Raw genomic sequence first — 25,311 nt, forward strand, 5'->3', positions numbered from 1 at the left:
CTAGGGAGCCGAGCGTGGCATCGCAAACGCTGACCATCCGCAAGCCCGACGACTGGCACGTGCATTTGCGCGACGGCGAGATGCTGATCCGCGTGGCACCCTATACCGCCAGGCAATTCGCGCGGGCGATCGTAATGCCCAACCTCGACCCCCCGATTACGTCAGTCGAAGCTGCGCGCGCTTATCGCAAACGCATTCTGGTCGCGACCGACCCCCGCTTCATACCGCTAATGACCTGTTACCTGACCGACAACACCAACCCCGATGAGGTCGCCCGCGGGCATTCAGAGGGCGTGTGGACGGCCGCCAAGCTCTACCCTGCCGGAGCGACGACCAACAGCGCGAACGGCGTCACCGATATCCGCAACATCTATCCGACGCTCGCGCGGATGGAGAAGATCGGCATGGTGCTGTGCGTCCATGGCGAGGTGACCGACCCGGCCATCGACGTATTCGACCGCGAGGCGGTGTTCATCGATCGCGTGCTGGTGCGCATCGTGAACGACTTTCCGGAGCTCAAGATCGTGCTCGAGCACATCACGACTTCCGACGCGGTCGATTTCGTCGCGACGGGAGCGATCGCGGCGACGGTCACGCCGCAGCACCTGATGATCAACCGAAACGCGATGTTCGCGGGCGGTCTGCGCCCCCACGCTTATTGCCTGCCGGTGGCGAAGCGCGAGGAGCACCGGCTCGCCGTCCGCCGCGCAGCGACTTCAGGCCGGTCGAACATCTTCCTCGGCACCGACAGCGCGCCCCACGCGCGGTCCGCCAAGGAGAGCGCGTGCGGCTGCGCCGGCATCTTCAACGCGCCGTATGCGCTCGAAAGCTACGCAACGGTGTTCGAGGAGGAAGACGCGCTCGACAAGCTCGAGGCGTTCGCCTCGATGAACGGCGCGCATTTCTACGATCTTCCGGTCAACGAAGAGACGGTCACGCTCGAACGCGCCGAGATCGAGGTCCCGCAGGAGATCGACGGCGTCGTCCCGTTCCACGCCGGTGAGACGCTGCGCTGGCGCTTGCTTGCCTGAACGGCAGGAGAGGCGCATTCTCCCGCCTGCTTTGGAAGGGGAGATCCGATGCTGACATTCCTGCTGCTTGCGGCGGCCGCCGCGCCCGACGCCAAGACCATGGCGATGGACGATTGGCACGCGCTGGCTATCACCGGGGTCGCGGGCGAGGCCAGCGGCCCGCTCTACCTCAAGGTTCAGGCGGGCGATCTCGACGGCGACGGGACGGCCGACGATGCCGTGCTGAGGCTCGTCTGCGCCGTCGGCAAGGTCACGAATGCGTCCTATGTCATTTCGCCGCGCGACTCGGCGAGCGGCATGGCGACAGGCAAGCGGCAGTATGCGCCGGTCAAGATCGTCAAGGAATGGGGCGCGGCCTCGCCGGAGCTGAGCAAAATCAAGCCTCAGTATGACGTCAAGGCGATGAAGGGCAACGAGCGAATGGCTGACGGCTGGACCGCGATCTCCCTGGCCAACGCCGATGGCCTGTGCGGCGCAACGCAGGCTGCGGCTGCCGCCGTGGTCAAGTCAAAGTCGAACATCACCAATAATTGAGTTTCAGCCGCCGCGTCCGGTGGCGCCGATCACGGCTCCGAAATGGTCCTGAAGCCGCTGGTAGCATTCGCACGCGCGGCGCTTGAGGCCGGCGCGGTCGACGACGCTTACGGTCCCGCGGCCGGTCGCGATCAGCCCCTCCGAGGACAGCTCGCGGACCACCGCGTTGACCGTCGTCCGTTGCACGCCGAGCAGGCGGGCGAAGGCTTCCTGGGTCAGCTCGATGCGGTCGCCGGCGCGATCCTGTGCGTGAAGCAGCCAGCGCGCGGCCCGCTCCGGGATCGAGTGGAATGAATTACACACGGCCGATTGCATGACTTGGGCGAGCAGATAGTCCGAGAAGCGGCAGAACAGGTTGGAGATGAAGGGCGAGCGGCTCTTGGCATCTTCCAGCGCCGTCATCGGCACGCGAAACGCGGGGCCGGGCACGAGCACCCGGGCCTGCGAGAATGCGGGGGCATGGCCGCAGCTGACGATCCCGCCAACCGCGCCCTCGCGGCCGACCGATGCAACCTCCGCCGAGCGCCCGCCGGCCAGCTCGGCGGTCATCGTTACCATCGTCGGTCCGACCGGGAACAGGCTCCAGCGCACCGGCTCACCGCGCCTGAGGACGGTCTCGCCGACGTCGAGGTCGAACAGCTCGCCGAAGGGCTCGATCAGCGCCCGTGCGTCCTGCGCGAAAGTGGAAAGCAGCCGATTTCCGGCGAACGCCGCGTCGGCCCTGGTCAGTTCGTCCGTTGTCACATCCACGTCGGTTCCTCGTGCCGCGGGGTGGTCGTTTCGACTGCGGCCCAGAACCTAAATGCGTGCGGGCGCAAGTTGCTCCATCAGCCGCGTACCGGCTCGACCGCCGTACGGCGGCCGATCAGCAGGCAGTCGGCAACCAGCCGGAACGGCGCGACGTCGACCAGGCTCCGGCGCTCGTCGAGCAAATCGACGAAGACGCGGTAGATGTCCGGATATTCGGCGAGGCCCACGCGCGGCTGGACGGCACCGTCGATCAGCAGCTTCGCGCCGCCATCCTCGAGCCGGACCGAAAGACCGTCGGCGGTCTCGATGGCGATGGTCCATTCCTCGCCCTCGCTGCGGCGCCAGTCGAAGCTCGCGTGGAGCGGTCCGTCGGCCTCGGGGCTGGTGAAGTCGATCTCGGCCGCGATCGGCGTTTGCGCGTTCTCCGGAAAGGCGAGGTCCGCCGATTTGACGAACAGGCCGCCGGGGAAAATTTTTGTCGCGATCGACAGTGCGTTGATCCCCGGATCGAACACGCCGAAGCCGCCCGGCTCCCAGATCCACTGCTGGCCCGGATGCCATTTGCGGACATCCTCGTGCCACAGGATGCCCATCGACCGGATGCGCTTGCCGGCGAGCGCCTTTGCGGCACCGTCGACTCCGCCGTTGTGCTGCGCGTGCCAGGTGGTGAACAGAGTGACGCCCTGCGCCTGGGCGAGGCAGTCGAGCTCCGCGATCGCCGCGAGGCCGGCCGTCGGCGGCTTTTCCAGAAGGCAGTGCAGGCCCGCGAGGATGCACTCTCGAGCCATATCGAAGCGCGGTTCCGGCGGGGTGGTGATGGCGACGGCCTCGAGGCCGTCGACGCTGCGGATCAGCTCGCGCCAGTCGATGAACGTCTGCGCCACCCCGTGGCCGGACCGGCTCGACGTCGCGACCAGCTCAAAACGCGGATTGGCCTGGATTGCAGGAACGTGCTGATCCGCCGCGATCTTGCCGAAGCCAAGGATGGCAATGCGGATCGGTTTCATCCGAGGCCGTCCACGTAGGCGCGGGCCTTGGCGAGCGTCTCCTCGGGCGACTGGCCCGGCTGGTAGAGGCCGCCGCCGAGGCCGCATCCGGACGCCCCGGCATCCAGCCACGGCCGCATATTGTCCGGCTTGATCCCGCCGACGGCGAGGATCGGGATATTGCGCGGGATGACCGCGAGCTGCGCCTTGAGCATTGCGGGGCTGGCGCCCTCGGCGGGGAACAGCTTGAGCGCCGTCGCCCCGGCGCGGATCGCGGCGAAGGCTTCCGACGGCGTGAAATAGCCGGGGCTGGCGACGAGCCCGGCGGCGGCCGCGGCCGAGATCACCTCCGAATTGGTGTCGGGTGAGACGATGATCCGTCCGCCACGGTCGCGGACTCGGGCAACGTCGTCGGCGCTGAGCACCGTGCCCGCGCCGACCAGCACGCGCTCGCCGAACCTTTTGGCCAGCCTCTCGATACTTGTGAGCGGATCGGGCGAATTGAGCGGCACTTCGATGATCCGGATGCCGCCCTCGAAGATGGCATCGCCGATGGCCTCGGCCTCATCCGGCGTGACGCCGCGGATGATTGCCACCAGCGGGCATTGGTCGAGATAGCGATGCAGCAGTTCGGTGGCGCTCACGTCAGATCCTCTTTGCGATTTCGTTGATTCCGGCGAGGAAGCAGCCTTCCCCGTCGAGCTCGATGGCCTCCCGGCCGGCCTCCCCGATCGCCGCGGCGTACAGCTGCGTCAGCTCCTTTCGGCCCATGACCGGGATTCTTGCGGCGAGCGGCCAGGTCAGGCCGATCCGCACGTCGGTCCCGACGAGCAGCCCGCTGACGTAGGAGGGAGCGTCGTCTCTCTCCATCTGCCCGAGGAGCACTTCGGCGCGAGCTTCGAACAGGTCGGCGGGAAGCATGTCCCGCTCCAGCGCGCGGCGCACGCCTCGCTTGAACGCGTCGTTCACCTCGACCGGTCTCTGGAGCAGCTCGGCGAGAATGCTGTGCTCCTTTAGAAGGCTGAACAGCTCGCCGGTCATGACCGTACCGAAAATATGGATGACGCCGCCACGGAGGAGCGCCCACTTGTTGTGCGTGCCCGGGTGGCAGACGAGGGCATCGCGGGCCACGATGCCCGCCGCGACGGCGCCGAGCAGCTGCACTTCCTCGCCGCGCATCACATCGGCGCGGCCCTGGCCGAGGAAGGAAACCCCGGGGACGATCGCCTCGCGCACGCCGGCCCAGACGAGCTTGCCGGCAAGATCGTCGAGCCCGGCCGGACAGGGCACGTAAGGCGCCTCCATCCAGCCGCGGTTCGAGCCGATCATGCCGGCGAGGAGCAACGGCTTGTCGCCGAGCCTCGCGCGGATTTCGGCGACGGCGGCGGGAAAGCCGCCCGCGGCAACCGAGAGCACGCCCTTCGCGTCCTCGAACTCGTCGACTCGGCTGCCCGAACCGTCAATCAGATAAGCGCGGCGATTGGTCGTACCCCAGTCGACCGCGATGAAACCTTCAGCCCAGCGCATGCTTTTCAGCCCATAGCCGAAAACCGCGGCGAGGCGACTTCGCTCCAAGGTTTTCTTTTCAGCCCGCTAGGCTAGTGGGGCGCGACAGCTTGCCCCAAGGAGATTGAACCATCGCCAACTTCATGTTCGCGACGGGGATCGAGAACAGCTACCCCACGATCAACCATGGCAAGACCCGCGTCGACCAGATGGCGGTGTGCGGCCATTACGATCGCTGGCGCGAGGATTTCGACTGCGTCCAGGAAATCGGCATCAACTACCTCCGCTACGGCCCGCCGATCCACAAGACGTACCTCGCCCCCAACAAATATGACTGGGAGTTCACCGACCTCGCCTTCGCCGACCTCAAGCGCCGCGACATCACGCCGATCGTCGATCTGTGCCACTTCGGCGTTCCCGACTGGCTGGGCAATTTCCAGAACCCGGACTTCCCGCGGCTGTTCGCCGCTTATGCCGGCGATTTCGCCGAACGCTATCCGTGGGTGCAGCTTTACACGCCGATCAACGAGATGTTCATCTGCTCGGTCTTCTCGGCCAAATACGGCTGGTGGAACGAACAGAAGAAGGACGACACGAGCTTCGTCACCGCGCTCAAGCATCTCGTGAAGGCCAACGTCATGGGGATGATCGAGATCCTCAAGCGGCGCCACGACGCGATCTTCATCCAGTCGGAATCGTCGGAATATTACCACGCCGACTCGCCCGGCGCGATTGGCCGCGCCGAGGTGCTGAACCAGATGCGCTTTCTCTCGCTCGACCTCAATTACGGGCGGCGGGTCGACAGCGGGATGTACCAATATCTGCTCGATAACGGCATGGACCGCGAGGAATATGAGTGGTTCCTCAACCATCGACTCAAGCAGCACTGCATCTTCGGCAACGATTATTACCAATTGAACGAGCACCGGGTGTTCGCCGATGGGCACACCGTCGCCGCGGGCGAGACCTTCGGCTACGCCGAGATCACGCGCCAATATTACAACCGCTACCGCCTGCCGGTGATGCACACCGAAACCAATTTGTGGGAAGGCCAGCACGGCGATGAAGCCGTCAAATGGCTGTGGAAGGAATGGGCCAACGTCCTGCGCTTGCGCAACGTGGGAATCCCGACCGTCGGCTTCACCTGGTATAGCCTCACCGACCAGGTCGACTGGGACACCGCGCTTCGCGAGCAGAACGGCAACGTCAACCCGCTCGGGCTGTTCGACCTCGACCGCAAGATCCGGAACGTCGGCAAGGCCTACAAGCAGCTGATCGCCGACTGGCGCAACGTCCTTCCGGCGCAAAGCGTATGCCTCGTGGTGCCGATCAAGAAGATTGGCGAACCGGCCGAGGTGGAGGATGACGCGGCCGGGCGCTCCCCGGGCGGCAGCGGCACCCAGGCGAGCGAGGCGGAGCAAGCGTGAACCAGCGCAAAATCGCCCGCATCGAGACATTCCTGGTCCCGCCGCGCTGGCTGTTCGTGCGGGTGGAGAACGGCGACGGCGCAGTCGGGTGGGGCGAGGCGAGCCTCGAAGGCTGGGCCGAGGCCGTCGAGGGCGTGTTCGAAGCGTTTCGCGACCGCTTCATCGGCGCTGACCCGTTCAACATCGAGGACATCTGGCAAGTCGGCTATCGCGGCGGCTTCTATCGCGGCGGAGCGGTGATCATGTCCGCGCTTGCCGGGCTCGAGCAGGCGCTGTGGGATTTGAAGGGCCGCGCGCTCGGGCTCCCGGCGTGGCAGATGCTCGGCGGCAAGGTGCGCGACAAGGTCCGCTCCTACGCGTGGATCGGCGGCGACCGGCCGCACGAGATCGGCGAGGCCGCGGCGGGCCGCAAGGCGCAGGGCTTCAACGCGGTCAAGATGAATGCCACCGCCGAACTCAACTGGATCGGCACGAACAAGCAGTTCGACGAGGTGGTGAAGCGGGTCGAGGCGGCCCAGGCGCAGGGGATGGACGTCGGGCTCGACTTCCACGGCCGGGTCCACCGGCCGCTCGCAAAGCAGCTCGCCAAGGTGCTGGAGCCACTCGGCCTGATGTTCATCGAGGAGCCTTTGCTGTCGGAGAATATGGACGGCCTGCCGGAGATCGCCGCGCACACCTCGACCCCGATCGCGCTCGGCGAGCGGCTCTACAGCCGCTGGGAGTTCAAGCCGTTCTTCGAGCAGGGCTGCGTCGACATCATCCAGCCCGACTTGAGCCATGCCGGCGGAATCCTCGAGGTGCGCAAGATCGCCGCGATGGCCGAGGCCTATGACGTTGCGGTCGCGCCGCACTGTCCGCTGGGGCCACTGGCGCTCGGCGCCTGCCTGCAGATCGCCGCCTGCACGCCCAACCACGCGATCCAGGAGGTCAGCCTGGGGATCCACTACAACACCGGCGGGCACGATTTGTTGAACTTCTGCACCAACAAGGAAGCGCTGACGCCGGTCGACGGCTATCTGCCGGTGCCGGACGGGCCGGGCCTCGGCGTCGACATCGACGAGGCGGCGGTGCGCGAGGCGGACAAGGACCGCCACCGCTGGCGCAACCCGATCTTCCGCAACGCGGACGGCAGTTTCGCCGAATGGTAGGCTAGCGGCGCTCGGGCGGTGTATCGCGCAGCTTCGCCGCGAATTCCGCCACTTCTTCCTTCGAGTAGCTGAGGTTGACCCTTTTGTCGGAGGGCGGCTGCAAGCGCACGCTGACGCCCGGCCGCCATTCGTTCGCCGGCCGGATCGGGCGAGGCACGAAGCCGCCTCCGCAATTGGGGCAGACGTTGCTCAAATGGTTGTCGACGCAATCCGCGCAGAACGTGCACTCGTAAGCGCAGATGCGGGCGTCGGTGCTGTCGGGCGGGAGGTCTTTGTCGCAATATTCGCAATTGGGCCGGAGCGAGAGCGCCATCAATCCTCCGCAGCTAGTGGCACTTGAAGCGCTCGAACGGCTCGAGGCAGGCAGTGCAGCGCCACTGCGCCTTGCACGGCGTCGCGCCGAAGCGGCTGATCTCGACGGTCTCAATTGACCCACAGAGCGGGCATTCGGCGGTGGCGGACGGACTCGGCGGCGCGATGCCGTAGGCATGGAGCCGCTCGCGTCCGCGCGGGCTGATCCAGTCGGTGGTCCATGGCGGGAACAGCACGCGCTCGACGTGCACATCCTCGAACCCGGCATTGTCGAGCGCTTCGCGGATCATATTCTCGATCGCGACGGTCGCCGGGCAGCCGGTGTAGGTCGGGCTGACCAGCACGCGCGGCGGGTCGTGGCGGATTCCGCGGACGATACCGAGATCGGTGATGGTCAGCACCGGGATCTCGGGATCGGGAATGGCTTCGAGCACGGCCATGATCGCCGCCTCGTCGATCGTCTTTTCCGCGACCCCGCCCATGACGAACATCTTACACCCGTTCGAGCGCCAGTGCGATTCCCTGGCCGACCCCGATGCACATGGTTGCAAGCGCGAGCTTACCGCCGGTGCGCTGAAGCTCCTCCGTGGCGGTCAGCGCCAGGCGCGCGCCCGACATGCCGAGCGGGTGGCCGAGCGCGATCGCGCCGCCGTTCGGGTTCACGTGAGGTGCGTCATCGGCAAGTCCGAGCTGGCGGAGCACGGCCAGCCCCTGGGCGGCGAAGGCCTCGTTCAATTCGACGACATCGAAGTCGGTGATTTTGAGGCCGAGGCGCTTCATCAATTTCTTGGACGCGGGCGCAGGGCCGATGCCCATGATCCGCGGCGGAACGCCGGCAACGGCGGCGCCGAGGACCCGGGCGCGCGGCGTCAGGCCATTGCGTTTCGCTGCCTCCTCCGAGGCGATGATGATGGCCGCCGCGCCGTCGTTGACGCCCGAGGCATTGCCGGCCGTGACGGTGCCGTCGGGGCGGACGATCGGCTTGAGTTTCCCAAGCGCCTCCAGCGTCGTCGCGCGGGGATGCTCATCCTTGTCGACGACGACGGGATCGCCCTTGCGCTGGGGAATCTCGACGCGGACGATTTCGGCTGCGAGGCGGCCATTCGCCTGGGCCTTGGCGGCCTTCTCCTGGCTCCTCAGCGCGAAGGCATCCTGGTCGGCGCGGCTGACCTGGAAGTCCTGAGCGACATTCTCGCCGGTGCTCGGCATGGTGTCGTCGCCGTAGGCGGCCTTCATCTTCGGATTGACGAAGCGCCAGCCGATGGTCGTGTCGTACATCTCGGCATTGCGGTCGAACGCGCTGGTCGCCTTGGCCATGACGAACGGCGCGCGGCTCATGCTCTCGGAGCCGCCGGCGATGATCAGGTCGGATTCGCCGCCGCGAATCGCCCGTGCCGCCATCGCCACCGCGTCGAGGCCCGAACCGCACAGCCGGTTGAGGGTCACGCCGCCCGAACTGTCGGGCAGTCCGGCGAGCAGCCCTGCCATCCGCGCGAGGTTGCGATTGTCCTCGCCGGCCTGGTTGGCGCAGCCGAGGATCACGTCGTCGAGCTCCGACCAGTCGACGCCCGGATTCCGGTCGATCAGCGCCTTGATCGGAATCGCCGCGAGGTCGTCGGCGCGGACGGAGCTGAGCGCACCGGCATAGCGGCCGATGGGAGTGCGGACATAGTCGCAGATGTAAGCTTCGGTCAGAGAACGCCCCTGCGTACCTGGTCGAGCTCGATGCTCTCGAACAGCGCCTTGAAATTGCCTTCGCCGAAGCCCTCGTTGCCCTTGCGCTGGATGATCTCGAAGAAGATCGGGCCGATCACGTTCTGGGTGAAGATCTGGAGCAGCAGGCCCTGGCCCTCGGTCGGCGCGCCGTCCATCAGGATGCCGCGCTTCTCGAGCTCGGGGATGCTTTCCTCGTGGCCCCGGATGCGCTCGGGCAGCATCTCGTAATACGTGTCGGGCGTGTCCTGGAACGGAATGCCGCGCGCCCGGATGATGTCGACCGCCGCGTAGATGTCGGACGTTCCGAGCGCGATGTGCTGGATGCCCTCGCCCTTATATTCGCGGAGGAACTCCTCGATCTGGCTCTTGTCGTCCTGGCTCTCGTTGAGCGGGATGCGGATCTTGCCGCAGGGCGACGTCATCGCCTTGGAGAACAGGCCGGTCTGCTTGCCCTCGATGTCGAAGTAGCGGATTTCGCGGAAGTTGAAGAGCCGCTCGTAGAAGTCCGCCCAGACGCTCATCCGGCCGCGGTTCACGTTGTGGGTGAGGTGGTCGATGTAGGTGAGCTTGGAATCGGCTTGCCCCATCCGCTGCTGCCAGTCGGGATGAAAGTCGAAGTCGACGTCGTAGATCGACGCGTTGTCACCGTAGCGGTCGACGAAGAACAGGCGCGAGCCGCCGATGCCTTCGATCGCTGGGATGTCGAGCTCGCCGTCGCCCTTCCCGACCTTGATGTCGGTCGCGCCGAGCTTGAGCGCGCGTTGGTGCGCGGCCTTGGCGTCCTTGACCCGGAACGCCATCGCGCAGGCGCTCGGGCCATGCGCCCTGGCATAGTCCTCGGCGTAGGAGCCCGGCTCGGCGTTGATGATGAAGTTGCAGTCGGCCTGCTTGTGCAGGGTGACGTTCTTGCTCTTGTGCCGGGCGACCTCGGGGAAGCCCATCTTGGTGAACAGCGAGCGCAACAGCTCGATGTCCGGAGCGGTATATTCGACGAACTCGAAACCGTCGGTGCCCATCGGGTTGGCAAACCCGGTGACGGTCGTCTCGTCGGCGACTTGCGTAGCCATGATTGACTCCTTTGCCGCCCAACTGCTCCTGCTATGGAGCCATTTCAAGGGAGCCGACACGATGATGGACGTCCCCGAAGGCTGGACGATGGAAGAAGGCGGCAGAGCGCTGCTGCGCAGTTTCAAGTTCAAGGATTTCAGCGAGGCGTTCGGCTTCCTGACCCGCATAGCGCTCCACGCCGAGAAGGCGGATCACCACCCCGAGTTCACCAGCGTGTGGAACCGCGTCGACTTCCGCCTGACCAGCCACGACGCCGGCGGAGTGACAGATCGCGACGTCGCGCTTGCCGAGGCGATTAACCGGCTGGTCGGCGACTGACCCTCACCGTTTCGACAACGGACATCAAGGCACCTGCGTTAACCAGCCCACTCAAGCCTTTGGCAGGCCCCGCAAGAGGAAGATGGCCCGAGGCGGTCGCGTTCGAGTGTCCGCCTTGTTAACCAAGGGAGCGGGCAATGCGGACGGTCTTGCGGCTTATCCACTGCAACAAAGGCGCGAACGCGATCGAATATGCGCTGGTCGCATCGCTGATCTGCATTGCCGCTTATGCTGCCTTCGTGAATCTCGGGAACAACGTCAGCGCGATGTACGACAACGTGTCGAACCACATGTAGGCGGAGCCAATACGGCCATTGATCGTTCAGGCGGACGGTTCCATAGGAGCTCTCGCAATGATCCGCTCGTTCGCCATCAACCGCTATTATTATCCCGACGAGGTTGGGACCGGCTGACGCGCGCTTAGTTCAGACGACCAACCTCGACCCGCCAGCGTCCCGCTCGGCGGGTTTTTTTGTTGCCCGAGAAGCCAAAGGAACCACGCAATGCTCCAGGAGACGATCAGCACCGACCAGCCGGTAGGCCGCTGGCAGGACTATGTCGTCCCGCAATGCTGGGAGGCGTTTACCGATGACGACCATGCGGTGTGGGATCTGCTGTTCGCGCGCCAGATCGAGCTGCTCGGCAGCCGCGTCGTCTCCCCGTTCCTGGATGGGATCGATCTGTTGAAGCTGTCGCATCCGGGTGTCCCGGACGTCGAAGGGCTGAACGCCATCCTCACGCCGCGCACCGGCTGGACGACGGTCGCCGTCCCCGGCCTCGTACCCGATGAAATTTTCTTCGCGATGCTCGGCGAGCGTGTGTTCCCGGTGGGCAATTTCATCCGTCGCCGCGAGCAGCTCGACTATCTCGAGGCGCCCGACTGCTTCCACGACATGTTCGGGCACATCCCGATGCTCGCGCACCACGATTATGCCGAGATGGCCGAGCATATCGGACGGCTGGGCGTGGCCGCGATTGCCGCAGGCGAAGGGCATCGCGCCGCGCGGCTCTATTGGCACAGCGTCGAGTTCGGGCTTGCGCGCGAAGCCGGCGAGCTCAAGATCCTCGGCGCGGGCCTCGCCTCGAGCTTCGGCGAATCGCACCTGAGCCTTGAAAGCGACGCCGTCGAGCGATTGCCATTCTCGGTCGAGCGTGCAGTCAACACGCCCTACAAGCATGACGCGTTCCAGCCGCGCTATCTCGTGTCGGAGTCGCTGGAGCGGACGATTGCCGAGGTGCTGGCGCTCACTCCGGAAGAACTATTGAACCTCTGACGTCATTGCGAGGAGCGAAGCGACGCGGCAATCCAGCACTGGATTGCTTCGCTACGCTCGCAATGACGGTTTGGAGCGGTATAGGCATGAGCATGGCCGACCAGCCGACGCGGCAGGAATATCGCAGCGGGCACGACCCGCGCACGTTGCGCGACGCGCTCGGCTGCTTCGCGACCGGCGTGACGGTGGTGACGTGCCTGACCGCCGACGGATCGCCGGCCGGATTGACGGTCAATAGCTTCACCTCGGTCTCGCTCGACCCGCCGTTGCTGCTGGTGTGCCTCGCCAAGCCGGCGGCGAGCGCGGCGGCGCTGATCGAAGCCGAGCATTTCGCCGTCAACGTGCTGCAGGCCGGGCAGCAGCCGGCGTCGATCCGCTTTTCGACCCGCGACGAGGACCGGTTCGGGACCACGCCCTGGGCGTGCGGCGAGGCCGGCGCGCCGATCCTCGGCGAGTCGCTCGGCGTGTTCGAATGCGAACGGCACGCGGTGCACGATGGCGGGGACCACCACATTCTGGTCGGCCAGGTGGTGAAGGCGAGCTTCGACCCGGGCGTCGACCCTTTGTTGTTCTTTCGCGGCCGGTACCGGCGGTTGCACTTCGACTAGCTTGCGGTAGGCAGGCGCGATGCTGGCACTCGATTTCGTCAAGGCCAACCGCGAGACGGTCGAGCGCGCGATCCGCGACAAGGGCGTCAGCCTCGATCTCGATCACTTGCTCGCGCTCGATGCCGAGGTGCGCGCGCTCAAGACCGAGATCGAGCGCCTGCGCGCCGAGCGCAATGCGATCAGCGCCAGGTTCAAGGATGCCAGGCCCGATGAGAAGGCCGAGCTCGGCCAGCGCGCCAAACAGGCCGGCGCCGATGCCGCGGCAATCGAAAGCGACCTCCTCGAGAAGGACCTTGAGCTCCAGGCATTGATGCTGAGGCTTCCGGGCATTCCCTACGCCGGCGCGCCGGTCGGCCCCGACGAGAGCTTCAACACGATCGTCCGCAAGGTCGGTGAGCCGCCCCAGTTCGATTTCGATCCGCTCGACCATGTCGCGATCATCGAGAAGAACGACTGGGCCGATTTGTCGCGCGTGACGCAAGTGTCGGGGAGCCGCACCTACTGCCTCAAAGGTGCGCTGGCGCTGCTCGAGGCCAAGCTGATGGCCTGGGCGCTCGAGAAGATTGCCGACGCCGGCTTCACGCCGATCACCGTGCCTGCGATCGCGCGCGCGCAGGCGTTCCTCAACCAGGGGCAGTTCCCCGGCCACGAGGACGAGACCTATCAGCTGCCGAACGACGATCTGTGGCTCGCCGGGACCGCGGAGGTGGTGCTGACATCGCTGCATTCGGGCGAGATCCTGGAGGCGAACAAGCTGCCGGTCCTCTACGCCGGTTTTTCACCCTGCTTCCGGCGCGAGGCGGGCAGCGCGGGCAAGGACGTCCGCGGGCTGCTGCGGGTCCACCAGTTCGTCAAGGTCGAGCAATATGTGATCTGCGAGGCGGACGATGCCCAGTCGGCCGAGTGGCACGCGCGGCTGCTCGAGCTCGCCGAAAGCCTGCTTCGCGATCTCGAGATCCCCTATCAGGTGATCGAGACGTCGACCGGCGACATGGGCCTCGGAAAGTATCGGATGAACGACCTCGAGAGCTGGGTGCCGAGCCTCGGCAAATATCGCGAGACGCACAGCTGCTCGACCCTGCACGACTGGCAGGCGCGGCGCGCGAACATCCGCTACCGCGGCGCCGACGGGAAGGTGCGGTTCGCGCACACGCTCAACAATACGGCGCTTGCGTCCCCGCGCATCCTCGTGCCGCTGCTCGAGAACCACCAGACGGCCGACGGACGGGTCCGGCTTCCCAAGGCGGTGCAGCAGCTGATGGGGAGGGAGTTCCTCTGAGCGAACAGGGCGCGCCACCGCCGCTCGCCCGCCTGAGGGAAGTCGCGGCGCTTGGCAGCCGCTTCTGGCGCGGCTTCGGCCACAGGGAGGCACGCGGCCCGAAAGACGGTCCGCCGGCGATGGTGATCCCTGGCTTCATCGCCAACGACCGGACAACGATGGAGCTGCGGCGCGCGCTCGCGGAGGCGGGCTTTCGGGTCCATCCGTGGCGTCAGGGAGTGAACTGGGGCGCGCGCCCGGACACGCTCGAACGGTTGAAGCAGGCGGTCCACCATTGCGGACATGACGAACCGCTGGTGCTGGTCGGGTGGAGCCTGGGCGGCCTCTATGCGCGCGAGCTTGCCCGGGCCGAGCCGCACCGGGTGCGCGCGGTGGTGACGCTGGGATCGCCGGTGTGGGGCGACCGCCGCCGCTACACGAATGTCTGGAAGCTTTATGAGCGGGTCGCCGGCCACCCTGTGGACGAGCCTCCGATCCCCGACTGCGAGGAGAAGCCTCCGGTGCCGACGCTTGCCATCTGGTCGCGCCGCGATGGGATCGTCGGGGCACCCTCGGCACGCGGAACGGAGAAGACGCGGGACAAAGCGGTAGAGGTCAACTCCACTCATATGGGCTTTGCCGTTTCGCGCAGAGGCACGCGCGCGGCGGTGCGCGAGATCGTCAGGTTCCTCGCGGAGGTCGGAGGCGGCGAGTCGCGGGATTGACTCTCGGCCGTGAATCGCGGGACAAGAACAAAAGTAGAACAGAAACGTTGTGAGTCGTGTGGCAAGAGGCTTGTCTCTGGTCGCCGGCGGAGTTGCTCGCGCACGCTCCGGGCCGGTCGATGGCTGTGCTCCTGCGAAGGCAGGAGCCCGGACGCGCGCCAGCTATCAACGACTTGATCTGTCCGGGCCCCTGCCTTCGCAGGGGTACTGGAGCTTGCCCGCGCCGCCCAAGCCAACCTTGTCCGAGCTGTTCGCCGTCCATCCGCGCGACGGCGGCTGGGCGGGGTTCCTGCTGGCGCAGCTCGACAGGTCAAAGCCGCTGCTGTGGGTGCAGGACCGCATGGCGATCCTCGAGAGCGGAAGGGTTCATCCTCCGGGGCTGCCGACGCAGGACCTCATCCATGTCGAGACGCGCGACGCACGCGACGCGCTGTGGGCGATGGAGGAGGGGGTAAGATGCTCGTGCCTGTCGGCCGTGATCGGCGAGATCTGGGGCGACCCGCGGACGCTCGACTTCACCGCGACGCGGCGGCTGGCGGTGGCGGCGGAACGGAGCGGCACGCCATGCTGGCTGGTGCGCCTCGGCGGCACAGCGAACTTGAGCGGCGCGCGGATGCGCTGGCGGATCGCGAGCGCGCCGTCGCTCATCAACGATCTCGATCCGCGCGCGCCGGGGATGCCAGCCTGGGATGCCGAGCTGTTCCGCGCGCGGGGAATGCCGCCGGGACGGTGGGCCGTCACGCGTGAAGCGGATCGCTTCCATCTGGTTGCCGAGCCTCGCGATCGAGCGCTGGGCGAAGGGCGCAGACTCAGCGCCTGATAGCCCGGTCGTCCTGACCGTCGAGGGCACGCATGGCCTTATCATTCATGCGGTTACTCGAGCGGCGGCCGAGCGCGGCGCGCAGCCCGGCGCGCGGCTGACCGACGCACGGGCGCTCGACCCGGCGCTGATCGCGGTCCCCGCCGATCCGGAAGGCGATGCAGCGCTGGTGGAAAAGCTTGCCGCCTGGGCCGGGCGCTGGTCGCCGCTGGTCGAGGTCGACGGAGCCGATGGGCTGCGGCTCGACGTCATGGGCGTCGCGCATCTGTTCGGCGGCGAGCGGAGGTTGGTCGGCGATGTCGAGCGGCGGTTCGCGCAGCTCGGGCTGACGGTGCGCGTCGCGATGGCGCCGACGGCGGCGGCGGCATGGGCGCTGGCGCGGTCCCCCTCACCCTACCCTCTGCCTCAAGGGGAGAGGGATTTGCTGGAGCAACTCGCGCCGCTGCACGTCTCGGCGCTGCGTCTCGATCCGGACACCGTTCGGACGCTCGAACGGCTGGGCCTCAAGACCATCGGCGCGCTCGCTGAGATGCCGCGGCTCGCGCTGGCGCGGCGGTTCCGCGGAGGCGAAGACGTGGTCGACGCGCTCGACCGGTTGACCGGCCGCAAGCCGGAGCCGCTGACCGCCGCGCCCGCCGATCCGCCGCCGCGAGCGCTCCTGAAGCTCGAGGAACCGGCGACCCATCCCGAAGCCGCGGCTCAAGCCCTCGAGCGGCTGATCCCGATGCTCGTCCGCGAGCTCGAGCGACGCAGGCTCGGCGCGCGGCGGCTGTCGCTGACCGGCTATCGCGTCGACGGCAGCATCGCCGTGGCCTCGGTCGCGACGGCGATCCCGAGCCGCGAGCCCAAGCATTTGCAGCGCCTGCTCGCCGACAAGACCGCGGCGCTGAACCCCGAGTTCGGTTTCGATGCATTCGCCCTGACGGCCGACTGGACGGAAGAGCTGGGCGCCGCGCAGGAGAGCCTGGTCGAGGAGCCGTCGAGGACAGGCGAGCTGGCGCGGTTGATCGACCGGCTGACGGTCAAGCTCAGCCCGCAACGCGTCCGGCGGCCGTGGCCGCAACAGAGCCATCTGCCTGAGCGGGCGAGCGGGTGGGTGAGTGCTGTTTCGTCATTGCGAGGAGCATCAGCGGCGAAGCAATCCAGCGGCGCTGTGGATTGCTTCGCTCCGCTCGCAATGACGGGGAGCCCCCAACGCCTGCTCGACCGGCCGGAGGCGATCGATGTCATTTACGCGACGCCCGAAGGCTTGCCGCGGCGGTTCATGTGGCGGCGGGCCGTGCATGACATCGCCCGCGCCGAGGGACCGGAGCGGATCGCGCCCGAATGGTGGCGCCAGCCCTCGTCGGCGCGGCTGCGCGATTATTATTGCGTCGAGGATGCGCAAGGGCGCCGCTACTGGATCTATCGCGAAGGGCTGATCGGCGATGGGCGCGGCGGGGCGCCCAATTGGTTCATCCATGGGCTGTTCGGCTGATGCCCGAGAAGGTCGGCTTCTCGCGGCTGAAGCTGGTGCGGCGGAAGGACATGCCGCCACCGCCGGCAACGCATTCGCCTTATGTCGAGCTTGGCATCACCTCGCCGTTTTCGTTCCTGCGCGGGGCGTCGGACGCGATCGAGCTGGTGCTGACCGCGCTGGGCCAAGGCTATGATTCGATTGGCATCGCCGACCGCAACACGCTGTCGGGCGTGGTGCGGATGCACAGCGCGTGCAAGGGCGCGGGGCTGAAGCCGCTGATCGGCTGCCGGCTCGACTTGTCGGATGCGCCGAGCCTGCTCGCTTACCCGATCGACCGCGATGGATATGGCCGGCTGTCGCGGCTGCTGAGCCTGGGCAAGATGCGCGCCGAGAAGGGCGAATGCGAGCTCAGCCTGGCTGACATCGCGGCGCATGCCGAAGGCATCGCCTTCATTGCGTGGCCGTCCGACGATCTCGATGATTTCGAAGCGGAATTGCCGCGGCTGTGCGAGGCCTTGACGTCACTGCGCCATGTCGCCGCGAGCTGGCTCTACCGCGGGAATGACGCCGCGCGGATCGAGCGGCTCGACCGCATCGCCAAGCGCCACCGCTGCACGATCCTCACGACCAACGATGTCCATTACCATGCGCCGGAGCGCCGGCCGCTGCAGGACGTCGTCACCTGCATCCGCGAGAAGACGACCATCGCCAAGGCAGGTTTCCTGCTGAACCCCAATGCCGAGCGCCATCTCAAGTCGCCGACGGAAATGCAGCGGCTGTTCGCGCGCTGGCCGCACGCGATTTCGGCGACGCGCGGCTTCGCAGACTCGCTGCATTTCAGCCTCGACGAGCTGCGCTATGAATATCCGCGTGAGACGGTGCCCGATGGGCGGACGCCGCAGCAATATCTCGAGCAGCTGACTTGGGCCGGCGCGCATGGCCGCTGGGGCGAGCGCATCCCGTACAAGGTGCTGACCCAGATCAACCATGAGCTGGGGCTGATCGATCGCCTCGACTTCGCGCGCTATTTCCTGACGGTCCACGACATCGTCGCGTTCGCGCGCAGCCTCTCGCCCCCGATCCTGTGCCAGGGCCGTGGCAGCGCCGCGAACAGCGCGGTCTGCTATTGCCTCGGCATCACCGCGGTCGACCCGGCGACCAGCGACCTGTTGTTCGAGCGCTTCATCTCCGAGGAGCGGCGCGAGCCGCCCGACATCGACGTCGATTTCGAGCACGAACGGCGTGAGGAGGTGATCCAGCACATCTACGAGAAATATGGCCGCGAGCGCGCGGGGATCGCCGCGACGGTGATCCACTACCGCCCGCGCTCGGCGATCCGCGAAGTCGGCAAGGTGATGGGGCTTTCGGAAGACGTCACCGCCGCGCTCGCCTCGACCATCTGGGGGCATATGGAAGGCGAGCTCGAGGATGCGCGGGCGAAGGATGCCGGGCTCGACCTTAGCGACCCGCATTTGAAGCGCACGGTCAAGCTCGCCGAGCAACTGATCGGCATGCCGCGCCATTTGTCGCAGCATGTCGGCGGCTTCATCCTGACCGAGCGGCGGCTGACCGAGACGGTGCCGATCGGCAATGGCGCGATGGACGACCGCACCTTCATCGAATGGGACAAGGACGACATCGACGAGCTCGGGATCCTCAAGATCGACGTGCTCGCATTGGGCATGCTGACCTGCATCCGCAAATGCTTCGACCTCATCGAGCAGCATCACGGCGAGCGGTGGGAGCTGGCGACCGTCCCGCAGGAAGTGCCGGAGGTTTACGACATGCTGTGCCGCGGCGATTCGCTCGGCGTGTTCCAGGTCGAAAGCCGGGCGCAGATGAACATGCTGCCGAGGCTCAAGCCGCGCTGCTTCTACGACCTGGTGATCGAGGTCGCGATCGTGCGGCCGGGGCCGATCCAGGGCGACATGGTCCACCCGTACCTCAAGCGCCGCAGCGGCAAGGAGCCGGTGACCTTCCCCTGCCCCGACCCCGCGCACGGCCCGCCCGACGAATTGGAGCGGATCCTCGGGCGGACGCTCGGCGTGCCGATCTTCCAGGAGCAAGCGATGAAGATCGCGCTCGATGCCGCGAAGTTCAGCTCGGAGGAAGCGAACCAGCTGCGGAAAGCGATGGCGACCTTCCGCTCCAAAGGGAACATCGAGGTCCTGCAGGACAAGATGGTCGGTCGGATGGTGGACAGGGGCTACGACCCCGATTTCGCGCAGCGCTGCTTCGACCAGATCAAGGGTTTCGGCGAATATGGCTTCCCCGAAAGCCACGCGGCGAGCTTCGCGCACCTCGTCTACGTGTCGAGCTGGCTGAAGTGGAAATATCCCGCCGCGTTCGCGGCAGGGCTCTTGAATTCGCAACCGATGGGCTTCTACGCGCCGGCGCAGATCGTCCGGGATGCGCGTGAGCATGGGGTCGAGGTGCGCGAAATCGACGTGAATGCGAGCGAATGGGATTGCACGCTGGAGCCTCCCCTCCCTGGAAGGGAGGGGAAAATCGCTCTTCGCCTCGGCCTGCGCCAGGTCGACGGGCTACGCAGCGCCGACATCGAGCGCCTCGTTGTCCGCCGGCCCTATGCCAGCGTCGAGGAGCTCCGCAGCCGCGGCCGCGTGCCCGTGCATGCGATCCAGCGGCTTGCCGCCGCCGACGCGTTCCGCTCAATCGGGCTCGACCGGCGCGCGGCGCTGTGGGATTCGCGCGCGCTCAAGCCGGCGCCGGACCTGCCTTTGTTCGTTCATGCCGAGGCGCGCGACGAGGGCTCGGAAGGCGAGCCGGCGAAGCTCCCGGCGATGCCGCTCTCCGAGCATGTCGTGAACGATTACCAGACCATCCGCCTGTCGCTGAAGGCGCATCCGATGAGCTTCCTGCGCGACCATTATGCGCGGCAGAAGTTCATCACAGCCGACCAACTGAGCAGCATCTGCGACGGCAAGCGGCTGTCGATCGCCGGGCTGGTGCTGATCCGCCAGCGCCCCGGAAGCGCCAAGGGCGTGGTGTTCATCACCCTCGAGGATGAGACCGGAATCGCCAACCTCGTCGTCTGGCCCGACGTGTTCGAGAAGCAGCGCAAGATCGTGATGGGCGCGCGGCTGATGGCGGTGCACGGGATCGTGCAACGCGACCCCGACAGCGAGGTCATCCATGTCGTCGCCCGGCGGCTGGAAGATCACAGCCACATGCTCCGCCATTTGAGCGACGAAGCCCTGCCTTCGGCGCTCTCGAACGGCGATGCGCCGGGCGCCATGCGGCCACCGCCCTCGCGCCATCCGCGCGACGTGGAGATCATCCCCAAGAGCCGCGACTTTCACTGAGCGGCGTTCATCTGAGCGCAAGCTCAAGGCGCGATTCCTGCCGCAATGCAGCATTAAGGCCGCCTCCCTATATAGCCGTGCCAAGTGGCAAAGGAATCCGATCGATGATGAGGTTTTTCACCGCGGCGGCGCTCGCGCTGGCGCTGGCCGCTTCACCAGCCGCGGCGCAGGGCAATATCGAGGGCCATTGGACCAACCCCAAGCACTCGACCCTGGTCCACGTCACCCGCTGCGACGGCGACGCTTATTGCGCGATCGTGCTCAAGGCGTCGGCCAAGGCCCAGGCGAACGCACGCAAGGGCGGCACGAAGAACTTCATCGGCACCGAGATCCTGCACGTCAGCCCGGCCGGCGACAATTTGTTCAAGGGCAAGGCGTTCGACCCCGAAAGCAACATGCACGTGCCGGCGACGGTCCGCTTTGTCGGGGCCGCGACGATCGAGATCCAGGGCTGTGCCTTGTTCGGCCTGGTCTGCAAGACGCAGCGGTGGACCAAGGTCGACTGAGCGGCGTCAGTCGAGCGCGACGCCTTGGGCGCCGATTTCCCCGGCCAGGACCGCCGACTGGAGCGCGCTCATCTCGTCGGCCCAATAGCGGTCGGCGGTGAAGTGGGGCGAATGCGCGCGCACGCCGTCATAGACTTTTTGCAGCTTCGCCGACGTCTTCAAGGGCGCGTGATAGTCGATGCCCTCGGCCCCAGCCATCAACTCGACGGCGATCACGCCTGCGGCGTTGCGTGCAATCTGCGCCGCCTTGCGCGCGGCGATCGGCGCCATCGACACATGGTCCTCCTGGCCGGCCGAGGTCGGGATCGAATCGACGCTCGCGGGGAACGCGAGGCTCTTGTTCTCGCTGACCAACGCGGCGGCGGTGACCTGCGGGATCATCAGGCCCGAATTGACGCCCGAATCCTCGGTCAGGAAGGCGGGCAGGCCGCTCATCTTGGGATCGACGAGGACGCTCACCCGCCGCTCCGAGATCGAGCCGACCTCGCATAAGGCGATGGCGATGATATCGGCGGCGAAGGCCACCGGCTGGGCGTGGAAATTGCCGCCCGAGATCGCGGTGTCCGAGCCATTGTTTTCATCCGGGGCGAAGACGATCGGATTGTCGGTCACAGCTCCCGCTTCGATGGTGAGGGTGCGAGCGGCGTTCTGCAGCAAGTCGAGCGACGCGCCCATGACCTGCGGCTGGCAACGGAAGCTGTAGGGATCCTGCACGCGGCTGCAGGCGATGTGGCTGGTCAGGATCTCGCTGCCCTCGAGCAGGCCGTGGATCGCCGCGGCGACGCGGATCTGTCCCGGCTGGCCGCGAAGAGCGGAAATGCGCGGATCGAACGGCTTGGCCGAACCCTTGAGCGCGTCGACCGACATGGCGCCGGCCGCGATTGCCGCGGCGAACACGCGTTCCCCCATGAACAAAGCGTCGAGCGCGAGCGCCGCGGACGCTTGGGTGCCGTTGATCAGCGCGAGGCCCTCCTTGGGCCCAAGTTGGAGCGGGTCGATGGCGATGCGTTGGAGCGCTTCGCCGGCCGCGACCGTATCGCCCGCGACGTCGATGCGACCATAACCCATGAGCGCGGCGATGAGGTGGGCGAGCGGGGCGAGGTCGCCGCTCGCGCCGACGCTGCCCTGCGACGGGATGACCGGCATCGCGTTCGTGTCGAGCAGGCGCTGCAATGCCTCGATCACCACCGGCCGCACCCCGGAATGGCCACGGCCGAGGCCGAGCAGCTTGAGGATGATCATCAGCCGGGTGACATGACGCGGGAGCGGGTCGCCGAGGCCGGCGCTGTGCGAGAGGATGAGGTTGGTCTGAAGCTCGGCGAGCCGTTCGGGCGGGATGCGCGTGTTGGCGAGGCTGCCGAAGCCGGTATTGATGCCGTAGACCGTCTCGCCGCCGGCAACGATGCGGTCGACCGCGGCGGCGGATTCGGCGACGCGCTGCATTGAGGCGTCGTCGAGCGACCCGGCTTCGCCGGTCCACAGGCGGCGCAGGGTGCCGAGATCGATATTGGTCGGGTCGAGCTTCAGCATTGCCTCCCGTGTACCCCGGCGAAGGCCGGGGTCCAGCCCCAGAACAAGAAACGGCGCGGCTGGCGCCGCCTGGGCCCCGGCCTTCGCCGGGGAACTAGATCATCGGCAAGTCCAGCCCTTGCTCGCGCGCGCAATCGACCGCGATGTCGTAACCGGCATCCGCATGGCGCATCACGCCGGTGCCGGGATCGTTCCACAACACGCGCTCCAGACGCCGCGCGGCGTCGTCGTTGCCGTCGGCGACGATGACCATGCCGGCGTGTTGCGAATAGCCCATGCCGACGCCGCCGCCGTGGTGGAACGAGACCCAGGTGGCGCCGCTCGCGGTGTTGAGCAGCGCATTGAGCAAAGGCCAATCGCTGATCGCATCGGAGCCGTCCTTCATGCTCTCCGTCTCGCGGTTGGGCGAGGCGACGCTGCCGCTGTCGAGATGGTCGCGGCCGATGACGATCGGCGCCGAGACCTCGCCGCTGCGCACCATCTCGTTGAAGGCGAGGCCAAGCCGGTGGCGCTGGCCGAGGCCGACCCAACAGATGCGCGCGGGCAGCCCCTGGAAGGCGATCCGCTCGCGCGCCATGTCGAGCCAGCGGTGGAGGTGGGGATCGTCGGGGATCAGCTCCTTTACGCGCTGGTCGGTGCGGTAGATGTCCTCGGGATCGCCCGACAGCGCCACCCAACGGAAAGGGCCTATGCCGCGGCAGAACAGCGGACGGACGTAGGCCGGCACGAAGCCGGGAAAGTCGAACGCGTGGGTCACGCCCGTGTCCTTCGCTTCCTGGCGGATGTTGTTGCCGTAATCGAAAACGGGAATGCCCATGTCTTTGTACGACAGCATGGCTTCAACATGGCGCGCGATCGAGATTCGCGCGGCCTGGGCTACGGCAGCGGGGTCGCGCTCGCGCATTTCCTGCCACTTGGCGACGTTCCAGCCGGCGGGGCAGTAGCCGTTTGCAGGATCATGCGCGGACGTCTGGTCGGTCAGCGCGTCCGGCCGAATGCCGCGCGCCAGCATTTCCGGGACGATCTCAGCGGCATTGCCGAGGAGGCCGACGCTGGTCGGCTCCGAGGCAGCGTGTATAATCTCGAGCGCCTCGTCGATGGTCGCCGCGCGCCTGTCGAGATAGCGCGTCTCCAGGCGCTTTTCGATACGGCTTTCCTGGACCTCGATGGCGATGCAGTGGGCGCCCGCCATGACGGCGGCGAGCGGCTGGGCGCCGCCCATCCCGCCGAGGCCCGCGGTCAGGATCCAGCGGCCCTTGAGATCGCCGCCATAATGCTGGCGCCCCATCTCGGCGAAGGTCTCGAAGGTGCCTTGGACGATGCCCTGCGTGCCGATGTAGATCCAGCTGCCGGCGGTCATCTGGCCGTACATCATGAGCCCTTTGCGATCGAGCTCGTTGAACACCTCCCAATTGGCCCATTTAGGCACGAGGTTGGAGTTGGCGATGAGGACGCGGGGCGCGTCGCGGTGGGTGCGGAAGACGCCGACCGGCTTGCCCGACTGGACGAGAAGGGTCTGATCCTCCTCGAGCCGCTCGAGCGTCTCGACGATCCTGTCGAAGCATTGCCAGTTGCGCGCCGCGCGGCCGATGCCGCCGTAGACGACCAGGTTCTGCGGGTCCTCGGCGACCTCATCATCGAGATTGTTCATCAGCATCCGGACGGCGGCTTCCGTCGTCCAGTGCTTCGCCTTGATCTCACTCCCGCGGCGCGCGCGGATGTGACGGCTGTTGTCGCGTCGGTCAAAGTGATCGGTGGCGGTCAGGTGTCTGCTCCTTGGAAAATCCGTCTTTCGGGTCCGGGCAGGCCAATCCAATAGCCGAGCTCGGCAAGGCTTTCGACGCGCCAGACGCAAAGGTCGGCCTGCTTGCCGGCGGCGATGCTGCCGACATTGTGGGCGAGGCCGAGCGCGCGCGCCGCGTTGATGGTCATGCCTTGGAGCGCTTCCTCGGGCGTCAGCCCGAACAAGGTGCACGCCATGTTCATCGCAAGGGTCGGCGACAGCAAAGGCGACGTGCCGGGGTTGCAGTCGGTCGCGACCGCGATCGGCACCTTGTGCTTCCTCAGCAGGGCGACCGGCGGCTTCCGATCCTCCTGCAGCGCGTAATAAGCGCCGGGCAGGAGCACCGCGACCGTGCCCGCCGAAGCCATCGCCCTGGCGCCGGCTTCGTCGAGATGCTCGAGGTGATCGGCCGACAGCGCGCGATATTGCGCGGCGAGCGCGGCGCCGTGCTGGTTTGACAATTGCTCGGCGTGGAGGCGGACGCGGAGGCCGTGATGCGCCGCGGCCTTGAACAGCCGTTCGACCTCGTCGGGGGTGAAGGCGATCGTGTCACAATAAGCATCCACGCTGGCCGCAATGCCCTGCTTGGCCGCGGCGGGGATCAGCTTGTCGACGATCTCGCTCACGTAATGCGCGCGGCGGTCTTTGCTGTCGGCTGGAAGCGCGTGCAGCGCCAGCAAAGTGGGGACAATCCGCACCGCCTCATCCTCGCCCAGCGTGTTCGCGATCTTGAGCAGGCGAAGCTCGCTCTTCGGGTCGAGACCGTAGCCGGACTTGATCTCGATCGTCGTGCAGCCGCCGCGCATCAATGCGTGCAGGCGGCGGCGGCTCTGCTCGAGCAGTTCGTCGTCCGACGCGGCCGCGGTCCGCGCGACCGTTGAGGCGATACCTCCGCCGGCCTGCGCGATCTCCTCATAGCTGGCGCCGGCGCGGCGCATCGCATGTTCATCGGCGCGCGTGCCGCCGAACACGAGATGGGTGTGGCAGTCGACCAAGCCGGGCGTGACCCAGCCGCCACCGAGCGCCACCACGTCCCTCGCCCGGAAGCCGGCGAGCTCGGTGCGCTTGCCGACCCGGACGATCTTGCCGTCCGCGATCCCGATGGCGCCGTTGTCGATCACGCCGAGCGGGTCGCGCGGCGTGCCCTCCAGGGTCGCGATCCGACAATCGACGAGCAGCCGGTCCCACATCTTCTGTTCCCTTGGGTTTGCCCATAGGCGAGCGCGGCT

At 66.9% G+C, this 25,311-nt stretch carries 25 protein-coding genes; 14 read left to right on the forward strand and 11 right to left on the reverse strand.

The window, feature by feature from the left end:
- Positions 1–14 precede the first annotated feature (14 nt).
- Together pyrC and ACJ8FR_RS09290 are read left to right on the forward strand one after the other, a co-directional pair.
- Positions 15–1,031 carry a dihydroorotase gene (gene pyrC, locus ACJ8FR_RS09285; RefSeq protein ID WP_407828352.1) on the forward strand — a complete coding sequence of 339 codons (1,017 nt, stop codon included), beginning with the start codon at positions 15–17 and terminating at the stop codon, positions 1,029–1,031.
- A 48-nt stretch (positions 1,032–1,079) separates the two neighbouring features.
- Positions 1,080–1,565, forward strand: a complete 486-nt coding sequence (locus ACJ8FR_RS09290) for a hypothetical protein (RefSeq protein WP_407828353.1) — start codon at positions 1,080–1,082, stop codon at positions 1,563–1,565.
- A gap of 3 nt (positions 1,566–1,568) precedes the next feature.
- On the opposite strand, the gene ACJ8FR_RS09295 is transcribed toward ACJ8FR_RS09290, so the two are convergent.
- From ACJ8FR_RS09295 to ACJ8FR_RS09310, 4 genes are all read right to left on the reverse strand, one after another.
- The gene (locus ACJ8FR_RS09295) at positions 1,569–2,315 is read right to left on the reverse strand and encodes a Crp/Fnr family transcriptional regulator (protein WP_407828354.1); all 747 of its coding nucleotides are present in this window, start codon (positions 2,313–2,315) and stop codon (positions 1,569–1,571) included.
- 77 nt (positions 2,316–2,392) lie between these two features.
- The gene (locus ACJ8FR_RS09300; protein ID WP_407828355.1) at positions 2,393–3,322 is read right to left on the reverse strand and encodes a Gfo/Idh/MocA family protein; all 930 of its coding nucleotides are present in this window, start codon (positions 3,320–3,322) and stop codon (positions 2,393–2,395) included.
- Positions 3,319–3,945, reverse strand: a complete 627-nt coding sequence (locus ACJ8FR_RS09305; protein ID WP_407828356.1) for a 2-dehydro-3-deoxy-6-phosphogalactonate aldolase — start codon at positions 3,943–3,945, stop codon at positions 3,319–3,321. The genes ACJ8FR_RS09300 and ACJ8FR_RS09305 overlap by 4 nt, the downstream gene beginning before the upstream one ends.
- A 1-nt stretch (position 3,946) precedes the next feature.
- Positions 3,947–4,828 carry a 2-dehydro-3-deoxygalactonokinase gene (locus ACJ8FR_RS09310; protein WP_407828357.1) on the reverse strand — a complete coding sequence of 294 codons (882 nt, stop codon included), beginning with the start codon at positions 4,826–4,828 and terminating at the stop codon, positions 3,947–3,949.
- A 122-nt stretch (positions 4,829–4,950) separates the two neighbouring features.
- On the opposite strand from ACJ8FR_RS09310, the gene ACJ8FR_RS09315 reads away from it, so the two are divergent.
- Together ACJ8FR_RS09315 and dgoD are read left to right on the forward strand one after the other, a co-directional pair.
- Positions 4,951–6,234, forward strand: a complete 1,284-nt coding sequence (locus tag ACJ8FR_RS09315; RefSeq protein ID WP_407828358.1) for a family 1 glycosylhydrolase — start codon at positions 4,951–4,953, stop codon at positions 6,232–6,234.
- Positions 6,231–7,382 carry a galactonate dehydratase gene (dgoD, locus tag ACJ8FR_RS09320; RefSeq protein WP_407828359.1) on the forward strand — a complete coding sequence of 384 codons (1,152 nt, stop codon included), beginning with the start codon at positions 6,231–6,233 and terminating at the stop codon, positions 7,380–7,382. Before ACJ8FR_RS09315 ends, dgoD begins: the two co-directional genes overlap by 4 nt.
- A gap of 1 nt (position 7,383) precedes the next feature.
- Here the strand turns inward: dgoD and ACJ8FR_RS09325 are convergent, their stop codons facing one another.
- Genes ACJ8FR_RS09325 through hppD form a run of 4 tightly spaced genes read right to left on the reverse strand, consistent with a single transcriptional unit; the run spans position 7,384 to position 10,477 of the window.
- Positions 7,384–7,695 (reverse strand): DUF1272 domain-containing protein, encoded by a 312-nt coding sequence (locus tag ACJ8FR_RS09325; protein WP_407828360.1) that lies wholly within the window; start codon positions 7,693–7,695, stop codon positions 7,384–7,386.
- 13 nt (positions 7,696–7,708) lie between these two features.
- Positions 7,709–8,176 carry a 1,2-phenylacetyl-CoA epoxidase subunit PaaD gene (gene paaD, locus ACJ8FR_RS09330; protein ID WP_407828361.1) on the reverse strand — a complete coding sequence of 156 codons (468 nt, stop codon included), beginning with the start codon at positions 8,174–8,176 and terminating at the stop codon, positions 7,709–7,711.
- Between the two features lie 10 nt (positions 8,177–8,186).
- Positions 8,187–9,389 (reverse strand): 3-oxoadipyl-CoA thiolase, encoded by a 1,203-nt coding sequence (gene pcaF, locus ACJ8FR_RS09335; protein ID WP_407828384.1) that lies wholly within the window; start codon positions 9,387–9,389, stop codon positions 8,187–8,189.
- Positions 9,386–10,477: a 4-hydroxyphenylpyruvate dioxygenase gene (hppD, locus tag ACJ8FR_RS09340; RefSeq protein WP_407828362.1), complete on the reverse strand. Its 1,092-nt coding sequence runs from the start codon at positions 10,475–10,477 to the stop codon at positions 9,386–9,388. Before hppD ends, pcaF begins: the two co-directional genes overlap by 4 nt.
- Positions 10,478–10,541: 64 nt before the next feature.
- Here hppD and ACJ8FR_RS09345 point away from each other — a divergent pair, with 64 nt between their 5' ends.
- The 10 genes from ACJ8FR_RS09345 to ACJ8FR_RS09390 all read left to right on the forward strand — a co-directional run bounded on the left by ACJ8FR_RS09345 (position 10,542) and on the right by ACJ8FR_RS09390 (position 20,769).
- A complete protein-coding gene (locus ACJ8FR_RS09345; protein ID WP_407828385.1) occupies positions 10,542–10,796 on the forward strand; it encodes a 4a-hydroxytetrahydrobiopterin dehydratase in 255 nt (84 codons plus the stop codon).
- A 137-nt stretch (positions 10,797–10,933) separates the two neighbouring features.
- The gene (locus tag ACJ8FR_RS09350) at positions 10,934–11,092 is read left to right on the forward strand and encodes a Flp family type IVb pilin (protein WP_407828363.1); all 159 of its coding nucleotides are present in this window, start codon (positions 10,934–10,936) and stop codon (positions 11,090–11,092) included.
- A gap of 207 nt (positions 11,093–11,299) precedes the next feature.
- Positions 11,300–12,070, forward strand: a complete 771-nt coding sequence (locus tag ACJ8FR_RS09355) for a phenylalanine 4-monooxygenase (protein WP_407828364.1) — start codon at positions 11,300–11,302, stop codon at positions 12,068–12,070.
- A 92-nt stretch (positions 12,071–12,162) separates the two neighbouring features.
- Positions 12,163–12,678 (forward strand): flavin reductase family protein, encoded by a 516-nt coding sequence (locus tag ACJ8FR_RS09360; RefSeq protein ID WP_407828365.1) that lies wholly within the window; start codon positions 12,163–12,165, stop codon positions 12,676–12,678.
- Between the two features lie 19 nt (positions 12,679–12,697).
- Positions 12,698–13,957: a serine--tRNA ligase gene (gene serS, locus ACJ8FR_RS09365; RefSeq protein ID WP_407828366.1), complete on the forward strand. Its 1,260-nt coding sequence runs from the start codon at positions 12,698–12,700 to the stop codon at positions 13,955–13,957.
- A gap of 119 nt (positions 13,958–14,076) precedes the next feature.
- Positions 14,077–14,661 (forward strand): lipase family alpha/beta hydrolase, encoded by a 585-nt coding sequence (locus ACJ8FR_RS09370; RefSeq protein WP_407828367.1) that lies wholly within the window; start codon positions 14,077–14,079, stop codon positions 14,659–14,661.
- Positions 14,662–14,899: 238 nt separating this feature from the next.
- The gene (locus ACJ8FR_RS09375) at positions 14,900–15,481 is read left to right on the forward strand and encodes an ImuA family protein (RefSeq protein WP_407828368.1); all 582 of its coding nucleotides are present in this window, start codon (positions 14,900–14,902) and stop codon (positions 15,479–15,481) included.
- Positions 15,405–16,958, forward strand: a complete 1,554-nt coding sequence (locus ACJ8FR_RS09380; protein WP_407828369.1) for a Y-family DNA polymerase — start codon at positions 15,405–15,407, stop codon at positions 16,956–16,958. Before ACJ8FR_RS09375 ends, ACJ8FR_RS09380 begins: the two co-directional genes overlap by 77 nt.
- Entirely contained in the window at positions 16,958–20,263 is a 3,306-nt protein-coding gene (locus tag ACJ8FR_RS09385; protein WP_407828370.1) for an error-prone DNA polymerase, read from the forward strand. Before ACJ8FR_RS09380 ends, ACJ8FR_RS09385 begins: the two co-directional genes overlap by 1 nt.
- 107 nt (positions 20,264–20,370) lie before the next feature.
- On the forward strand, positions 20,371–20,769 hold the full coding sequence (locus ACJ8FR_RS09390; RefSeq protein ID WP_407828371.1) for a DUF2147 domain-containing protein: 399 nt from the start codon (positions 20,371–20,373) through the stop codon (positions 20,767–20,769).
- A 6-nt stretch (positions 20,770–20,775) separates the two neighbouring features.
- Here the strand turns inward: ACJ8FR_RS09390 and hutH are convergent, their stop codons facing one another.
- From hutH to hutI, 3 genes are all read right to left on the reverse strand, one after another.
- Complete coding sequence (gene hutH / locus ACJ8FR_RS09395) at positions 20,776–22,299, reverse strand: histidine ammonia-lyase (protein WP_407828372.1); 1,524 nt, start codon at positions 22,297–22,299, stop codon at positions 20,776–20,778.
- A 94-nt stretch (positions 22,300–22,393) separates the two neighbouring features.
- Positions 22,394–24,064 carry a urocanate hydratase gene (gene hutU / locus ACJ8FR_RS09400; RefSeq protein WP_407828386.1) on the reverse strand — a complete coding sequence of 557 codons (1,671 nt, stop codon included), beginning with the start codon at positions 24,062–24,064 and terminating at the stop codon, positions 22,394–22,396.
- Positions 24,061–25,272 carry an imidazolonepropionase gene (hutI, locus tag ACJ8FR_RS09405; protein WP_407828373.1) on the reverse strand — a complete coding sequence of 404 codons (1,212 nt, stop codon included), beginning with the start codon at positions 25,270–25,272 and terminating at the stop codon, positions 24,061–24,063. The genes hutU and hutI overlap by 4 nt, the downstream gene beginning before the upstream one ends.
- Positions 25,273–25,311: the final 39 nt, after the last annotated feature.

It is taken from the genome of Sphingomonas sp. (assembly GCF_045810705.1).
Classification (GTDB): domain Bacteria; phylum Pseudomonadota; class Alphaproteobacteria; order Sphingomonadales; family Sphingomonadaceae; genus Sphingomicrobium.

What these genes read in the sequence shown, in the direction of transcription:
- ACJ8FR_RS09315 (WP_407828358.1), top strand. Translation starts at nt 4,951, where the DNA reads ATGTTCGCGACGGGGATCGAGAACAGCTACCCCACGATCAACCATGGC.
- ACJ8FR_RS09325 (WP_407828360.1), bottom strand. Translation starts at nt 7,695, where the DNA reads ATGGCGCTCTCGCTCCGGCCCAATTGCGAATATTGCGACAAAGACCTC.
- paaD (WP_407828361.1), bottom strand. Translation starts at nt 8,176, where the DNA reads ATGGGCGGGGTCGCGGAAAAGACGATCGACGAGGCGGCGATCATGGCC.
- ACJ8FR_RS09350 (WP_407828363.1), top strand. Translation starts at nt 10,934, where the DNA reads ATGCGGACGGTCTTGCGGCTTATCCACTGCAACAAAGGCGCGAACGCG.
- ACJ8FR_RS09385 (WP_407828370.1), top strand. Translation starts at nt 16,958, where the DNA reads ATGCCCGAGAAGGTCGGCTTCTCGCGGCTGAAGCTGGTGCGGCGGAAG.
- ACJ8FR_RS09355 (WP_407828364.1), top strand. Translation starts at nt 11,300, where the DNA reads ATGCTCCAGGAGACGATCAGCACCGACCAGCCGGTAGGCCGCTGGCAG.
- ACJ8FR_RS09370 (WP_407828367.1), top strand. Translation starts at nt 14,077, where the DNA reads ATGGTGATCCCTGGCTTCATCGCCAACGACCGGACAACGATGGAGCTG.
- hppD (WP_407828362.1), bottom strand. Translation starts at nt 10,477, where the DNA reads ATGGCTACGCAAGTCGCCGACGAGACGACCGTCACCGGGTTTGCCAAC.
- ACJ8FR_RS09360 (WP_407828365.1), top strand. Translation starts at nt 12,163, where the DNA reads ATGGCCGACCAGCCGACGCGGCAGGAATATCGCAGCGGGCACGACCCG.
- ACJ8FR_RS09390 (WP_407828371.1), top strand. Translation starts at nt 20,371, where the DNA reads ATGAGGTTTTTCACCGCGGCGGCGCTCGCGCTGGCGCTGGCCGCTTCA.
- hutH (WP_407828372.1), bottom strand. Translation starts at nt 22,299, where the DNA reads ATGCTGAAGCTCGACCCGACCAATATCGATCTCGGCACCCTGCGCCGC.
- ACJ8FR_RS09290 (WP_407828353.1), top strand. Translation starts at nt 1,080, where the DNA reads ATGCTGACATTCCTGCTGCTTGCGGCGGCCGCCGCGCCCGACGCCAAG.
- ACJ8FR_RS09345 (WP_407828385.1), top strand. Translation starts at nt 10,542, where the DNA reads ATGGACGTCCCCGAAGGCTGGACGATGGAAGAAGGCGGCAGAGCGCTG.
- hutI (WP_407828373.1), bottom strand. Translation starts at nt 25,272, where the DNA reads ATGTGGGACCGGCTGCTCGTCGATTGTCGGATCGCGACCCTGGAGGGC.
- serS (WP_407828366.1), top strand. Translation starts at nt 12,698, where the DNA reads ATGCTGGCACTCGATTTCGTCAAGGCCAACCGCGAGACGGTCGAGCGC.
- ACJ8FR_RS09310 (WP_407828357.1), bottom strand. Translation starts at nt 4,828, where the DNA reads ATGCGCTGGGCTGAAGGTTTCATCGCGGTCGACTGGGGTACGACCAAT.
- ACJ8FR_RS09300 (WP_407828355.1), bottom strand. Translation starts at nt 3,322, where the DNA reads ATGAAACCGATCCGCATTGCCATCCTTGGCTTCGGCAAGATCGCGGCG.